Source organism: Methanobrevibacter sp., assembly GCF_045116495.1.
GTDB lineage: Archaea > Methanobacteriota > Methanobacteria > Methanobacteriales > Methanobacteriaceae > Methanocatella.
In genome coordinates, this window is sequence record NZ_JBGULU010000036.1 from 1 (window position 1) to 16,182 (window position 16,182).

At 34.2% G+C, this 16,182-nt stretch carries 15 protein-coding genes; 5 read left to right on the plus strand and 10 right to left on the minus strand.

Annotation, left to right across the window (positions count from 1 at the left end; translation table 11 throughout):
- The first annotated feature begins 921 nt into the window (after nt 1-921).
- A complete protein-coding gene (locus tag ACJMLH_RS01545; protein ID WP_405274175.1) occupies nt 922-2,034 on the plus strand; it encodes a radical SAM protein in 1,113 nt (370 codons plus the stop codon).
- 185 nt (nt 2,035-2,219) lie between these two features.
- On the opposite strand, the gene ACJMLH_RS01550 is transcribed toward ACJMLH_RS01545, so the two are convergent.
- The 3 genes from ACJMLH_RS01550 to ACJMLH_RS01560 all read right to left on the minus strand — a co-directional run bounded on the left by ACJMLH_RS01550 (nt 2,220) and on the right by ACJMLH_RS01560 (nt 5,266).
- A complete protein-coding gene (locus tag ACJMLH_RS01550; protein WP_405274176.1) occupies nt 2,220-2,774 on the minus strand; it encodes an AAA family ATPase in 555 nt (184 codons plus the stop codon).
- Nucleotides 2,775-3,554 (minus strand): ParA family protein, encoded by a 780-nt coding sequence (locus ACJMLH_RS01555; protein ID WP_405274177.1) that lies wholly within the window; start codon nt 3,552-3,554, stop codon nt 2,775-2,777.
- 410 nt (nt 3,555-3,964) lie between these two features.
- The gene (locus ACJMLH_RS01560; protein ID WP_405274178.1) at nt 3,965-5,266 is read right to left on the minus strand and encodes a TrpB-like pyridoxal phosphate-dependent enzyme; all 1,302 of its coding nucleotides are present in this window, start codon (nt 5,264-5,266) and stop codon (nt 3,965-3,967) included.
- 91 nt (nt 5,267-5,357) lie between these two features.
- Between ACJMLH_RS01560 and ACJMLH_RS01565 the strand changes: the two genes are divergently transcribed.
- Nucleotides 5,358-6,389 carry a DUF1786 domain-containing protein gene (locus ACJMLH_RS01565; RefSeq protein ID WP_405274179.1) on the plus strand — a complete coding sequence of 344 codons (1,032 nt, stop codon included), beginning with the start codon at nt 5,358-5,360 and terminating at the stop codon, nt 6,387-6,389.
- A gap of 1 nt (nt 6,390) precedes the next feature.
- The gene (locus ACJMLH_RS01570) at nt 6,391-7,050 is read left to right on the plus strand and encodes a PHP domain-containing protein (protein WP_405274180.1); all 660 of its coding nucleotides are present in this window, start codon (nt 6,391-6,393) and stop codon (nt 7,048-7,050) included.
- Between the two features lie 6 nt (nt 7,051-7,056).
- On the opposite strand, the gene albA is transcribed toward ACJMLH_RS01570, so the two are convergent.
- From albA to ACJMLH_RS01600, 6 genes are all read right to left on the minus strand, one after another.
- Nucleotides 7,057-7,332: a DNA-binding protein Alba gene (gene albA / locus ACJMLH_RS01575; protein ID WP_405274181.1), complete on the minus strand. Its 276-nt coding sequence runs from the start codon at nt 7,330-7,332 to the stop codon at nt 7,057-7,059.
- 224 nt (nt 7,333-7,556) lie between these two features.
- Nucleotides 7,557-9,089, minus strand: a complete 1,533-nt coding sequence (locus ACJMLH_RS01580; RefSeq protein ID WP_405274182.1) for a 2-isopropylmalate synthase — start codon at nt 9,087-9,089, stop codon at nt 7,557-7,559.
- 54 nt (nt 9,090-9,143) lie between these two features.
- Entirely contained in the window at nt 9,144-10,346 is a 1,203-nt protein-coding gene (locus ACJMLH_RS01585) for a PQQ-binding-like beta-propeller repeat protein (protein WP_405274183.1), read from the minus strand.
- A 10-nt stretch (nt 10,347-10,356) separates the two neighbouring features.
- Entirely contained in the window at nt 10,357-11,511 is a 1,155-nt protein-coding gene (locus ACJMLH_RS01590) for an ABC transporter permease (protein WP_405274184.1), read from the minus strand.
- Nucleotides 11,498-12,547 (minus strand): ATP-binding cassette domain-containing protein, encoded by a 1,050-nt coding sequence (locus ACJMLH_RS01595; protein ID WP_405274185.1) that lies wholly within the window; start codon nt 12,545-12,547, stop codon nt 11,498-11,500. The genes ACJMLH_RS01590 and ACJMLH_RS01595 overlap by 14 nt, the downstream gene beginning before the upstream one ends.
- Complete coding sequence (locus tag ACJMLH_RS01600; RefSeq protein WP_405274186.1) at nt 12,498-12,944, minus strand: PadR family transcriptional regulator; 447 nt, start codon at nt 12,942-12,944, stop codon at nt 12,498-12,500. The genes ACJMLH_RS01595 and ACJMLH_RS01600 overlap by 50 nt, the downstream gene beginning before the upstream one ends.
- A 67-nt stretch (nt 12,945-13,011) precedes the next feature.
- Between ACJMLH_RS01600 and ACJMLH_RS01605 the strand changes: the two genes are divergently transcribed.
- On the plus strand, nt 13,012-13,725 hold the full coding sequence (locus tag ACJMLH_RS01605; protein WP_405274187.1) for a sugar phosphate isomerase/epimerase family protein: 714 nt from the start codon (nt 13,012-13,014) through the stop codon (nt 13,723-13,725).
- A 74-nt stretch (nt 13,726-13,799) separates the two neighbouring features.
- Here ACJMLH_RS01605 and ACJMLH_RS01610 read toward each other — a convergent pair whose 3' ends face one another.
- Nucleotides 13,800-14,594, minus strand: a complete 795-nt coding sequence (locus tag ACJMLH_RS01610; protein ID WP_405274188.1) for an HAD family hydrolase — start codon at nt 14,592-14,594, stop codon at nt 13,800-13,802.
- 193 nt (nt 14,595-14,787) lie between these two features.
- On the opposite strand from ACJMLH_RS01610, the gene gatA reads away from it, so the two are divergent.
- Nucleotides 14,788-16,158, plus strand: coding sequence for an Asp-tRNA(Asn)/Glu-tRNA(Gln) amidotransferase subunit GatA (gene gatA, locus ACJMLH_RS01615; protein ID WP_405274189.1), 1,371 nt, complete (start codon nt 14,788-14,790; stop codon nt 16,156-16,158).
- The last annotated feature ends 24 nt before the right edge of the window (nt 16,159-16,182 follow it).

Here is a 16,182-nt window from a genome sequence, read left to right on the forward strand (position 1 = left end):
TAAATAAATTAGTGTCTTAAGTATCAATTGATATATATATTTTCAACATATATAAATTTTTATATTTATATGTCATAAACAAAATTATAAAATTCGAAGATAATTCATTGAAGTTGATAAAAAAAGTTAAAAAAATAAAAAAAATAACTAAATCAGCCATATAAAAACCAAACCTGATTGATTTAAAATAACTGATCCGACTCTAAAAGCCTGTACTATATCTGGATAACATAGCATAGTTATTATTAAATTAATGATTACTTATTATAGGATAAGTAAACCTACAAATCTTTCTATTTAATTATATTTGGACCCTAACTAAATAGAAAGTAAATTGATCTTTTTTTACTAGGTATATGTCCTAAATTTAATTGATCTTTTTTTACTAGGTATATGTCCTACAACTGAACCATAATTGCTCATGGTTAAGACATGTGTCAAAAGCCTTTCGACAGTTCCCCAAAATTAATCAGGAAGCCATCTAATTTCTGTTTTTTCAAATATTTAATACTATTTTCAAACAAATTTTTTCATTAACATACATGTCCTAATCATATCTGCTATAATCCAAACACATATGCATATTAATTTATGTTAAATTGTATAATATAAAGATTACGATTTAAATTTTGTTTTTATATAATGAAACAAATATCTTTATACTTAATAAAACAAAAATTTACTAAAAAAATTAAACAATGAATATAAATTTACATATTTTATTAATTTTTTATAAAAATAATAATGATTTTTTGTTCAGTAAATTTTTGTATATTATATATTAATCTAATCAATTCCTGTATAAAATACATTACATATTCATTTTAAATGTAACTAGTATTTTACATCAGTATCTACAATATAAATGAAATTATATTCCAAAAAGAATTGTTAATTAATATAAGTTACATAAATATTATCATGTCTACATTGGAAAGGATGAAAATCTTAACAGATTCAGCGCAGTATGATCTCTGCGATTATGTCAGTCATAACAAAAGTTCTCAGGTAAACTTACCGGGAATATACGAAGCAATAGGTCATAACGGATGTAAGATTCCTCTCTTTAAAACACTCCTGACAAACAAATGCAAAAACGACTGTAAGTATTGCATAAACCAGTCAAAAAGAAACTTCACAAGACTTGAGCTAACCCCGGAAGAGCTTGCAAAGGCATTTCTTGGATATTACAATAGAGGACTGGTAAACGGATTATTTTTAAGTTCAGGGATTTCAGGAGATGTAGACTCTACAATGGAAAAGCAGATAGAAACAGTTCATCTACTGAGAAACAAATATGGTTATGATGATTATATACATCTTAAAGTTGTGCCTGGAGCAAGCAAGGATTCCATTACAAGGGCAATGGCACTGGCAAATAGGGTAAGCATAAACATTGAAGCCGCTACACCTTCAGGCCTAGCTGAACTATCATCTACTAAGGATTACAATAAAGATATATTGAAAAGGCTTTCCTGGATTAATTCTCTACAGCATAAAAGCACAACATATCCAAATTCTACCCATACTACACAGCTGATTGTAGGTGCAAACGGTGAAAGTGATAAGGAAATATTGAGTAGAATGGAAAAAATATACAAAAAATCTGATTTAAAAAGAACATATTTCTCGGCATTTACACCAATTGCAGAAACTGAACTGGACAATAAGGAAGCATGCTCCACAGATAGAACTGCAAAATTATATAATGCAGACAGTCTGCTTAACGATTATCATTATAAGGTAAAGGAATTGGTATTTGATGAAAATGATAAGCTGTCACTTACTCAGGATCCAAAAATTTTAGCTGCAAAAAATATGGACATATTCCCTGTAGAAATTAACAGTGCACCATTTGTTGAACTGATTAGGGTTCCCGGCATCGGTGTTAAATCTGCAAGAAAAATAATTTCTATTCGAAAAAAATTACCATTTTCAAATAAAGAACAGCTGAAAAAATTAGGCGTTGTAGTGGATAGGGCAGAACCATACATTAAAATAAGCGGACAATATCAAACTACTTTTGATTTATAGCATTTAACTATAATTATTCTGCATATAAAAGAATTTATTTTCAAAAGAAAAATTGCACATTTGACAATATTAATAGAAAAAATTTGATTACAATATATTTTTAAAATAATATATTGACTACAATTTTTTGTTAAATATAATCTAAAATATATCAAAAATTGGCAAATATAAAAAAAATAGATTAATTAGTAATCATCGAACAATTCCCATATTTCGGGATATTTTTTAGAAACTGCTTCATCAATCAAGGTAGAAGCTTCCTTAGAAATACTGAATTCCGGTTCGGTTTTACGCAGATACCTGAATACCGCAGAAGATCTAGCAGACCAAAGAGTGATTCTTGGATTCTTATCGACAATTTCTTTAACTTCCTCTATATGAGAAGGGTCTACTTGTATTTTTTGTGAAGTTTGTACGCTGTCTTCACCGCCGTTATCGCCAGATATGCTTTCGGATGTTTCACCATCCTCTTCAGGTTCTTCGCTTGGGAGTTCTTCCGGTGCCTCTTCTTCATTTTCTTCATCTCCAGTGGAAGTTGAATCAACTTTTTTACCGCTTTCTTCCTCTAGTTCTTCGAATATATTTTTTTTCTCTTCACTAGATTTTTCTTCATCAGGAGTTTTCTCTTCAATATCATTTAACATATCTTCAAGAGATTGGGTAGAATTACTGTCGAAATCTTCATCATAAAAATTAGGGATTAAAGAATCTAATCCTTTTCCAAGGCCTTTCTTTGGCATTTATTGGTCCTCCTCATCTCTTTTTAAAATTTCTTTAGCTAATTTAAGATATGCTTTTGTACCAGTACTGTCAGGATCATAAATTAAGCAAGGTTTACCGAAACTTGGTGCCTCTGCCAACCTGATATTTCTAGGTATAATAGTTTTAAAAAGTAAATTTGATTCAGCGAAATGATTTTTAAGTTCCTTGTGAACATCTTTACTGAGTCTGGTTCTCTTATCATAGAGTGTGAGGAGAATTCCTTTGATTGGAGTAGGGCTTCTGAGTCTTTTTTCGACTAATTTAATTGTATTAATTAAATCAGCGACACCTTCTAATGCGTAATACTCAGCTTGGATAGGTATTAAAACACTATCTGAAGCTACTAATGCATTGACAGTAAGTACGCCAAGGGAAGGAGGTAAATCAATGAATATATAATCAAATAATGGGACAACATCTTTTAGAGTCTCTTTCAATATTATGTGATAGTTTTCACGTTGAGAAAGCTCCATGCTAGCACCACTAAGGGATATATTACTTGGGATAATAAACAAATTTTTAATAAACGTAGGAATTGTTGCTTTTTTTACATTTATATCCCCTATGATAGCTTCATAGATAGAATTTTCCACTTTAGTCTTATCAATCCCAAAACTAGTTGTCGCATTAGCCTGAGGATCCATGTCTACAACTAAAACAGATTTTCCCATTACCGCTAGGGATGTCGCAGTATTTACAACAGTAGTTGTTTTCCCGCAGCCCCCTTTTTGATTCATCACCGCAATTACTTCACTCATTAGAATTCTCCTATTGTAAGTTTTAAGTTATCCGTTATGAGTAATAACTTAAAAAGTTTCAGGTTTAAAGAATAACAAATAAGTTATTCAGTATAAGTTAAAAGGATTAAGTTATTACTTCTAAATGAAAACTTAAGGGAAATAACTTCTAAGTTCTAACTTCTAAGGGATAGGAATTAAGTTTTAAGTTAAAACTTTGAAGTTATAAAAAATAAGTTTTAAGAAATAACTTATCATAACTAACTTTTAACAAATAAGTTATATTTTATAACTTCTTCCTTATAAAGTATTTGTTTTCACATATAAGTTAACACTTAACAGTTAAAAATTATTAGTTATAAGTTATAAGAATAAAAAATTATAAGTTATAACTTATAAGTAAAAATATTCAAAAAAAATAATAAGAAGGATTATTTAGCATTTTGCATAGTTCCTTCAAAATAGCTAGCATATCCTTTTAAATCCAACATTCCATGACCTGAGAAGTTCATGACAATAGTTTTCTCTTCACCGGTTTGTTTGCATTTAAGAGCTTCATCAATTGCAACTTTGATAGCGTGAGTGGTTTCAGGAGCAGGTACAATTCCCTGATTACGTGCAAAAGTGATTCCTGCATTGAAACAGTCAACTTGATGAGCAGATCTAGGTTCTATGAAACCTTCTTTGGTTAAAAGTGAAACAATAGGTGACATTCCATGGTATCTTAAACCTCCTGCATGAACTGAAGGAGCAACAAAGTCATGACCTAGGGTAAACATCTTAAGCATAGGAGTGAATTCATTGGTATCTCCAAAGTCATATTCATAGGATCCTTCTGTTAGAGTAGGACAAGCACTAGGTTCTACAGCAATGAATTGGGTATCGGAATTTCCATCTATTTTATCTTTAATGAATGGGAATAATGAACCAGCTAAATTACTTCCTCCGCCTGCACATGCTATCATGACATCAGGTTCCTCTTCAGCAATTTCTAGCTGAGTCTTCATTTCCTGACCGATGACAGTCTGATGTAACATTACATGGTTTAAAACACTTCCAAGAGAGTATTTGACATTGTCATTTTCTAGAGCCTCTTCCATGGCCTCGGAAATAGCTACACCAAGAGAACCCGGATGATCTGGATTTTCAGCTAAAATTCCACGGCCTACCTTGGTATTTTCACTAGGGGATGCAAAAACGTTACTGTCATAAATGCTCATGATATTTTTTCTGTCAGGTTTTTGGTTAAAAGAAACCTTAACCATATATACAGTACATTCTATATCAAGGAGGTTACACGCCAGTGATAAAGCAGTACCCCACTGGCCTGCACCTGTTTCGGTGGTTAATCTTTCAACACCCTCTTTTTTAGCAAAATATGCCTGAGGGATTGCAGAGTTCAACTTATGGGAACCGGTAGGGGAAGAATCTTCCCTTTTAAAGTAAATTTTAGCAGGAGTATTTAAATATTCTTCCAATTTATTTGCCCTTACTAATGGAGAAGGTCTACCCATTTCCATATATAATTCTCTTACTTCTTTTGGAATACTTATATAACGATCACTTGCAAATTCTTGTTCTAAAGCTGCTTTGGTAAAAGCGATCTGTAAGGATGATAATTGATCTTTTCCTTCACTGTTTTTAGGTGCAGGAAGTTCAACAGGTAAATCTGCAAGCATATTATACCATTGCTTTGGCACTTCATCTGATGATAATTCAATTTTGTATGTCATATATAATAATTAATTAAATGTACTATTTAAAGCTTTGTTGTACAAAAATGTACACTTTAATTATTAATAATATAAAAAACAATCTAAAACTATGAGAATTTTAGCTATTGATGTCGGAACCGGAACACAGGATATAATGATATATGACACTGAAAAGGAACTGGAAAATTCTATAAAACTGGTCCTGCCTTCACCACACCTGTATATATCCCAAAAAATAAGGGAAATAGAAAATGACATATATTTCAATGGGGAAATAATGGGTGGGGGAAAAATCAAAAAAACCCTCCTGGAACATATGGAGAAAGGATATAAAGTTGTTATGGAACCACTTTGTGCAAAAACAATCCGGGACAACATAGAACAGGTAAAAGCAATAGGAATTGAAATAGCTGATGAAACTAAAGACTATAAGGATTACACAAAAATAACCCTTGGAGACATCAACATTACAAAATTATCAGAATTTCTTTTAGGCTATGATTTGGAATTTGACTTTGATAAAATAGCTATTGCGGTTCAGGATCATGGATATAATGAAAATATGGGTGACAGGGACTTCAGATTTGAAAAAATAAGAGAAAAAGTATCACATCCTATTTCACCATTGGAATTCGGTTTCAAAAATGAGGTTCCGGAATATTTCACAAGAATGCAGGCAGTCAGAAGACAGGTCAGAAGCGAAGGAATTGAAGAGGAACCACTTGTAATGGATACGAAATTTGCTTCAATAGCTGGAATGTGTTTTGATGAAGTTGCCAAACAGCTTGACAGTTACATTGTAATCGATATAGGAAACGGCCATACCACAGCTGCATCAATAGAAAACGGGAAAATCCAGGGAGTGTTTGAACATCACACATCAAGCCTTACCGGAGAATCTCTTGAAAGATACATCAGACGTTTGGCATCCGGTGAAATCACTCATGAAGAGGTTCATGAAGATTTCGGCCATGGCGCACATGTATTAAATCCTATATCAGAAATTGAAAAGGTCATTGTCAGTGGACCAAAAAGAGAACTTATTGAAAAAACAAATCTGGACTGGCATCACGCAGCTCCTGGAGGAGATGTGATGATGACAGGTACTGTCGGTTTGATAAAAACAGCTTTAGGAAGATAATATGCTTAAAATGGATTCCCACATTCACAGTGAATACTCACCTGATTCACATTCGAAAATAGATGATATACTAAAAGTTGCAAAAAATGAAAACATTGACATTATTGCCATAAGCGATCACAATACCGTTGATGGAACCAGCGAAGTTATGCAAAAAACAAGGAATACAGATATACTTGCCATACCATCTATAGAAATTTCATCAAGTGAAGGCCATATTCTTGGTTTTGGGTGTGAGGAAAACATACCTCGTGACTTATCACCTGAAGATACTATTGACAGAATTCATGATTTAGGAGGCCTTGCAATTATACCACACCCATACTGTTTTTACAGACACGGCCTTCTTCACAAAACCGACTATAAAAATTTAAAGATAGATGCCATCGAGACAAAAAACGCCAGATTCATAGTAGGATATTGTAATGGTAAAGCAAAAAAATTATCAAAAACTGAACAAATTTCAGAATTGGGTGCGAGTGATGCCCACTATTATAAATTTGTTGGTGACTGCTACAGTTTAGTCGATTGTGAAAAAGATATTGACAGCGTTATGAAGGCAATAAAAAAAGGAAATACAAAAGCCTGCGGAAAGGGAACATCAAATATCCTACTTTCCAAATATCTATTTGAAAAAAATGTATTAAAGAAATTTGATTAAAAAGAGCTATTCACTCTTTTCAATTAAAATTTCTATTATGGAGACGTTGGTTTTTTCACTGTTATAATTCTCTATTTCTTCGGTTGAAATTTGAATATCAGTAACGTCGGAATCAGGTACAAATCTGTTTCTTACAATTTCAGCAGTGTCAACAGCTCTGCTAATAGCTTTTCCTCTAGCTCTAAGTAAAACACTATCGGAACCTTCGTTGAATTGTGTTACCACAGCTAAAACGTAATTCATAACAGGTTTGCTACCAACAAAAATTGTATTACTTTCCATTTAATTCACCAATTAAATTATTAGTAATCCAATGTATATAAAATTTTACATAAATTTAAAAAATTATATTAAACAAATAAGAATTTTTTGATTAAAAATTGATAATAATAATATAATTATTTAATTTTGATAAAAAAAAATGATAAAATTGGGAAAAAATTGAATAAATCCAAAAAAATAAGAAAAAAATAAAAATTTAACTAAGATTTTAAAAAAAAATTAAACTACTGTGCTCTTTGTATTAGCAATAATTTGTTGATAGAATCCAACACCGCAAGTATACTTGCCATGACAATATCCTGATTGGTTGATCTTCCGGTCGATTTGTTGCCGTGTGAATCAGAACTGATAACAAATACCTCCGCTAATGCATCAGTACCGCCTGTAATAGCTTCCAGATTATATTCTTCAAGTTCAATATCCATAGTTCCCTGAATGAGTTGTCTGATAGCGTTTAAAGCGGCATCAACTGGACCTACACCAGTACTTGCAGTTTCACTTTCCTCACCATCAATTTCCAACTTTACAGTAGCGGTAGGGGAAACGTTAGCACCCATGGAAATGCTTAAGCCTTTAATGACAATTGGTGTTTCACGTGCTGAGGAAAGCTCGGTAATAGCTATAGCAATCAAATCATCATCAGTGACGCATTTTCCGCTATCGCCTAAAGATTTTATCTCATCAAAAACCTTACAGAACTGTTCTTCATTTAAATCAATGTGATATTCCTTGAGTTTTGACTTCAATGAATTGGCACCAGTATGTTTTCCCAAAACTATCCTTCGTGAATGGCCAACCATCTCAGGAGACATCGGTTCATAAGTAGAAGAATTGTTTAAGATTCCATGAACATGAATACCGGACTCGTGGGCGAATGCATTGTCGCCTACAATAGGCTTGTTGACAGGCATTTTAACACCGGTAAAACGACCGACGAGATTGGATAAACTGTACAGTCTTGTAGTATCAAGACCCAAATCAATGCCATAGGCAACTTTAAGAGTAACGACAAGCTCTTCAAGTGAACAGTTCCCTGTTCTTTCACCTAATCCGTTGACAGTAACGTGAGCCTGATTTGCACCACATTCAATAGCTGTCAGAGTATTGGCAGTTGCAAGTCCAAAATCATTGTGAAAATGAACACTGACTGGAGTTTTGAAATTGTTTTTAATGTCTGTAATAAGTTCGCGTGTCAAAACAGGTGTAAGGATACCAACAGTGTCCGGAACATCCAAAAAGTCAGCTTTGGCGCAAACAACTTCCCTGTAAACATCAAACAAAAAGTCTCTTTCAGTTCTTGTAGCATCTTCAGCAGAAAACTCTACAGTAAGGCCATGGTCTTTTGCATATTCAACGGCGCCAACGGCTGTTTCGATAATTTTGTCCTTATCCATCTTAAGCTTATAATCTCGATGCAAGGGGGAAGTGCCTATAAAAGTATGGACATATTCCAAATCGGCATCCAAAACGGCATCAATATCATTTTTTAGTGAACGTGCCAATCCGACAAGAGTTGAATCCAAATCCATTGATCTTATCTTTTTGGCGGATTCCACTTCACCTTTAGATGATGCCGGGAAGCCAACCTCAATCTTATCGACACCTAAATTATTGAGCTTTTGAGCAATCTGAATCTTTTCATCGACTGTAAGGGCAACACCTGGTGTTTGCTCACCATCCCTTAATGTTGTATCGAAAATATAAATCTTTTCGGCTAAATTCATATTTTCATTTTTGAGACTTTCCATTTCATTCATAATATTACTTCCACCTTAAAATAAATAAATTTATTTAAAAGTAAAAGGTAAAAATCATTTTCTACCCCTTACCTTTTTAACAATGACAATAGCTAGAACAATTAAAATTATCAGAACGCCAAGGGAATAATACAATTGCATTGATAAAGGAACTTCATATTTGTTGATGTTAAGGGAATATGCATTTCCACCGTCATCAGCAAAAATCAAACTGTTGCCGTTGATAACAGGAGATGAAGTAATAGCTGAATTAAACAGAATTGTTCCGGGATTGTATGTAAACTCTTCAATGCCTGTGTATTTATTCAGAACATAAAGATAACCGTTATTACATCCAAATGCAATTAGATTGTCTTTAAGAGCAGCTGTTGAACGAACAGGACTTCCAATGGAATGACTCCACTTGACGGTTCCATCACGTGAGTCAAGACATGTCATGTTACCCTCATCAGAACCTATGAAAATATTGTAATCATGTTCATCGGCGGTCGGGGAAGATATAGCTTTATTGTTTAAATCAACTTTCCAGTTTAAATCACCGTTGGACTCATCTAAAGAGTATATGCTTCCGTCATTTGATGCAAAAACAACACTATCATTTACATAAGTAGGGGAAGATAAGATTTCATCACCTGTGGTAAATTCCCAATTTTTGTCCTTATCTGTACCAACAGAATATAATTTTCCGTTGGTTGAACCTATATAGATTGAATCGTCAACAACAATCGGGGATGATTTGAGCTCGCCATCCAACTTTTTATCCAAAACCTCTTTACCATTCTTATCCAGTCCATACAAATGACCGTCATCACTTCCGAAATAAATATCATCCTTATAGAAAAACGGAGTGGATTCAACATTGCCGCAGTCATAATCCCATTTCAATTCATGGCTGCTGATGTTTATAGCCTTAAGGCCCTCATCAGTTCCGATATAGAGAATATTAGAATGAATTATAGGAGATGAATTGGTTTTTGCTTTCAAATCAAAATCCCATTGCTCCTCACCGGTTTCCATATCGATGACTTTTAAAATTCCATCATTTGAAACTATATATACATAATCTTTGTAAATTGCAGGAGATGAATGAACAGGAGACGGCATATTGAATGTCCAAAGATTAGTTACAAAATCTGAACTTTCATCTCTGTAGGCAGTGTGATTAACATCTCCAGCAAAAGAATTCCAATCCTCTGCAGCTATTGGAGATAAACATAAAATACAAATAATTAACCCAATCAATACTTTCTTATACATTTTAAACCTCCTATACATCTCTGTTAAATCTTTTAACTCCCACTATAAAGAACAATAATGTAAATCCTAAAAGAACAACCAAATCGATCCATACATCACCTAAGGTTTGTCCTTTAAGCATTATTCCCCTCATAGCATCATTCAAGTAAGTCAATGGGAATATATATGCCAATTTCTGTAAAATCCATGGCATGGTCTCAATCGGATAGAATACACCTGAAACGAACATCATCGGCATTGAAAACGGAAGTGAAACCTGGGCATAATCTTCCTGAGTGGATGTTCTTGCCGAAAGCATAATACCGAATCCAACGAAACACAGAGCACCAATCACCAAAACAATAAATGTTTGAAGAACTCCGCCTTTAATGCTGACATTAAATAATAATACAGCCATGAATATCAATATCAGAGCCCTTACCAATTCAATCAGTAATTTTGCTGCAATTTTTCCTCCGATAACAGTAGCAACTGAAGTTGGAGTCATGAACAGCCTGGCAAGTTCACCAGTTTCCCTTTCACCTGCTATTGTGGAACCCATTCCCATCATACAGCTCATCATTATTGTCATTCCCAAAATTGCAGGAACCAAAAAGTCAATGTATTTGATGTTTCCATAAATCCTGTTGATATGAAGGCTAATGTCATCCTTGAAATTGTTCAATGAATGGCCCAAAGAAGGGGTTATGTTTGCATCCTGGGTGGAAACGCTAGTTTGTGAAGCAACCATGTTGGACAGCCTGTAGAATATACCTTGAGTGGATGATTCAATAATCTGTGATGCCATCTGATCGGACGAATCAATGTAAAGCGTTACACCCTTCTGTTGAGTCGAATTCGAATCATAATCCGGCGGCAGTATGATGGCTGCCTTAACCTCCCCCGAATCAACACGCTGTTTTCCATCGCTTAGACTGTCTATCACTTCAACAACATGATAGGTTTCTGTAGACTTGATTGTATCAAGAGTCAAATCGGTCAAATCACCGTCACTCTGTGAAACGACAACAATCGGAAGGTCTGTCATTTCTCCACCCATTCCATATCCAAAAAGCAGAATCATTATTATTGGAAATGCCAGAATGGATACTAATCTTGCAGGATGCCTTTTAAGAGAAATCAATTCCTTTTTAATCATCCACCAGAATTTATTAGGCTCTATCATTTTCAATCACCTCTGATGTTGATTTAATAAATACATCTTCAAGGGAAGGCTCTTCAGTGTAAATTGACTTAATGATACCTCCTGATGAGATAATATCTCTTAATACATTATGAACTGCCATATCATCAAAACTGTCAATCCTTAAATTGATACGTCCATTGCGGGCGATTTCAAAAGATTTAACATGGCTTGACTGCTTAATGGATTCTATTATACTGTCTTCCTGATTATTTAAAAGTACTGACATCTTTTTTAAACTGAGGTTTTCCAAATCCCTTTCGGTTGATGAAATGCTTTCATCCTCTTCGGAAATCTTGCTTAAAGCACTTGTCAATTCCTGCTTATTGCTTTCCAAAAGGGCATCCTTAAGACCCTGTGGAGTGTCATAAGCAACAAGATTGCCTGTGTTGATGATTCCAACATTGTCACAAAGCATGTCAACCTCATGCATATCATGGGAACATAAAATAATTGTGTGTCCACTGTCATTCAATTCCCTAATCAGATCCCATAAAGTACGCTTTGTAGTTGGGTCAAGCCCAATTGTTGGCTCATCCAAAAACAAAATTTCCGGCCTGTGAACCAAACTGGCTACAAGGGATGCCTTTTGCTTTTGACCACCTGAAAGTTGACCTACCCTTTTGTCTTTTGCATACTTGATATCAACAAGCTCCATTAAATCCTCAATACGGGAATCCCTTTCATCTTTAGGAACACCGTAATAATCAGCGCACAACTGCGAATTTTCCATAACGGTTAAGTCCTTGTATAAGCTAACCTGCTGAGGAACCATTCCCAAAAGGTTTCTTACCTCATCCGGATTTTTCTGAACATCATATCCGCCAACAGTAGCCTGACCGGAAGTTGGCTGTATAAGGCAAGTAAGCATTTTGATTGTTGTAGTTTTGCCTGCTCCATTAGGGCCCAACATTCCAAAAATTGTCTTATCAGGTATTTCAAGGTTAAGAGAATTAACAGCTGTAAAGTTATTGTTGTAAATTTTTGTTAGATTCTTGGTTTCTATTGCGTTTTTCATAGCTAATCTCAACTCCAGCCATATCCTTATAAAACATTAACCATGTGGGGTTATTTACTATAGACCTCATGACTAGGCCAATACGATCTAAAATCAACAAACCATCATCTGTAATAGTGTAATATTTTACCCGTTTATTGTTTTCATTAATATCCCACTCACCAACGATTAAGCCGTTGCTTTCCATTTTTCTCAAAATCGGATAGACTTTGCTAGACGTATTTTTGATGTCGCAGTCCAACTCGCCAAAATCAAAAAATTCATCTAACTTTTTCATAATCCCATATCCATGGATTTTTTCCTTGGAAATGATCCATAATATCAAATTACGAGTTAATCCGTTGGAGAAATGCTTTATTAATTTAGTTTGACTATAATCAAAATTTTCATCTGTCATATTTCACCTTATGTCAAAATTTGATATATGTAAACACTTATTATATTTACATTACTAATATATAAATATGAAACTAGGTTTTACAACACTGGCTTTATTTATGGAACCTAACAATGACATCATCGATTTAGCTAAAAAACATGGATTTGAAATAATTGAAATTCTTGCAGAAGGACCTTTCTTTGAAAAGGACAACGGTGAATTTAAAGACTGCGGCATTGACATGAGAATGCATGCGGCTACGGTAGACATTAATATTGCAAGCCTGAACAAGGGAATAAGAAATGAAAGTGTTAAGCAAATGATTCACTGTGGACAATATGCAGAAAGTATTAATGCAAACACAATAACAGTTCATCCGGGAATCATAGGTCGAAACGAACCTCATCTAAGGAAATGGGCATTGGAAATAGCTATAGAAAGTGTTGGAGAAATCATTGACAACACCAATGTGGAAATTTCAGTAGAAAACATGCCTGTCCGGGGAAAATTTCTGGGAAATACAGTAGAAGAAATCGAAATGATTCAGGAAGCAACCGGCTGCAGTTTGACAATCGATACCGGTCACGGAAACACATGTGGAAACATAGAAGAAATGCTTGAATTAAAAAATATTAGCTATTGTCATTTAAACGATAATGATGGTGTTAAAGATCAGCATATTACATTGGGTGAAGGTACACTGGACTTGAATTTGTTAAAAAAGATAGATACTGCAATAATTGAGCTAAATAACTTTGATAACATCTTAAAAAGTAAGGAAGTTATTGATAACTTATAACTTAACTTTTATTTTTTTATAAGTTATTAGTTATAAGTTATAACTTATAAGTTATATATGTAAAAAAAATAATATTAAAAATCTATCATAGTGACTTCAAAAATGTCTTCAATAACGTAATCTGTCTTATCCATCATTTTAGGAGACACTTCCTCCTGTTGCTCAATAGTAAGAACACTGACATCCGCCTTTTTAAATGCCAATATATCATTGAGTCCATCACCGACCATCATGACCTTATAGCCGCTGTCCTTCAGGATGGAAACCACTTCACATTTGCCTCTGGTAGAAACGGTGCCGAAGGCATTGTCTTCAGGAACATCAAGCATATTAGCCAGCCTGTTAATGGCTCCCTTTCTGTCACCTGAAGCTATAAAAATTTCAATTCCACGGGATTTCAATGTTTCAACCGTTTCAAAAACTTTTGGGAAAAATCTTCCTGCAGATGTAATTGTGTATGCAACTACACCCAAATCCATGTCGACTATCAAAGCCGAACCGTTGCAGAGCTCCATTTCTGAGATCTTTTCTTTAAGAATTTCAAATCCATCGGTAATGTCAGAAACTGTAGTGGATGTTTCATTGTCCAGAATATCCTTGACTTCTGCCTTTGAAACCTGTTTGGTAGAAAAGCTAATGTCAAAGTCAATATCATATTCCCTGATAACATCGGAAACAAGGGTATTTTGATTCAATTTTAAAAGTTTATTAGTATTGAATTGTAAAACCACCAAAGCAAGGGCATCAGCCTGGTCAATCAAATCCAGGGAATTAATATCTGTGAATATATTTCCATGAATAACGTCCTTAATGACCCTATACCTTTCTATTAAAGTTCCTGAGTTATCAAATACGACAGCTTTTTTCATGATTAATAATTGAAATAAAAAATATTTAAAATTTGTGAAAAACACCAAATTTAGATAATTTCCATATGCATACTTTAGTGCATTTCGAAAATTAGTATTTGTCTTATGACATTTTACATTGAAAAAAAACAACCTATATAAACATTGAAAAATAAACTAATAATATTATAATTTACGATTATTAGGTGTTTTAATGAACGTTATTGAAAAATTGAACTCCATTAAAAATGGAGAAATGACAGCTAAAGAAAATGTAGAAAGCTTCATTAAAGTTATTGATGAAAATAACGAAGAAATTAATGCATTCATTGAATTAAACTATGAAAATGCATTAAAACAGGCAGAAGCTATTGATGAAAAAATCGCTAACGGCGAAGATGTCGGTGCTTTAGCTGGTTTGGTATTCGGTATAAAAGCAAACATTAATGTTGAAGATATGATTATTTCTGCAGCTTCCAAAACCTTAGAAGACTATTATGGAAGCTACAATGCTACTGTTGTTGATGAAATCCTTAAAGAAGATGGAATAATCATTGGTATTTTAAATATGGATGAATTTGCAGCAGGAAGTTCAACTGAAACTTCCTACTACGGACCTACACAAAACCCTGCTGCAATGGGCAGAATTCCAGGAGGTTCATCCGGAGGATGTGCAGCGGCAATTGCAGCTGAAATGTGTGACATCGCAATCGGATCAGATACCGGAGGATCAATCAGGAACCCTGCTTCACACTGTGGAGTTGTCGGATTCAAACCAACATACGGTGCAGTTTCAAGACAAGGTCTTTTGGATTTATCCATGAGTCTTGACCAAATCGGACCTTTGGCCAATGATGTCAGCGGTATTGCATTGGCATTAAATACTATTGCAGAATACGATGAAACCGAATGTACCACACTTGACTGGGAAAAACCTGACTTTACTGAAGTGCTTGGCGATACATCCCTTGAAGGCATGAAAATTGCAGTATGTAAGGAATTCATTGATGTTACCGATGAAGAAATCAACAAAACAGTTAACAAGGCAATTCAAAAATTGGTTGATGCCGGCGCTGAACTTGTTGAAGTAAGTTTTGACTACATTGACTTGTGCTTACCGACATACTACCTGATTAACTATGTGGAATTCTTCTCAGCTACCAGAAAATATGACGGAAGAGAATACGGATCAAGAATTGAAGAAGTATGCGGAGATGAAGTTTTAAGAAGAATCAAAATAGGTTCCCATATTGCAGAAGCTGAATTCAGTGGAAAATACTACAAACAAGCATTAAAAGCAAGATCCGTGATCAGAGGGGAAATCACTGCTATGCTTGAAAACGTTGATTTGATTGTAGGACCAACTGTGCCTAAACTTCCTCACGAAATCGGCACTGAATTGGAACCAATGGAAATGTACGCCTACGATATCCTAACAGTAATTGCTAACCTTGCAGGTATCCCGGCAGCAAGTATAAAAGCCGGTGAAGTTGAAGGTATTCCTGTTGGATTGCAAATTCAGGCAAAACCATTGGATGACTTGAAAATTATCAAAGCTTTGAGTGTGTTTGAAAACACACAATAATTTCTTTTTTTTATAAACATTTTT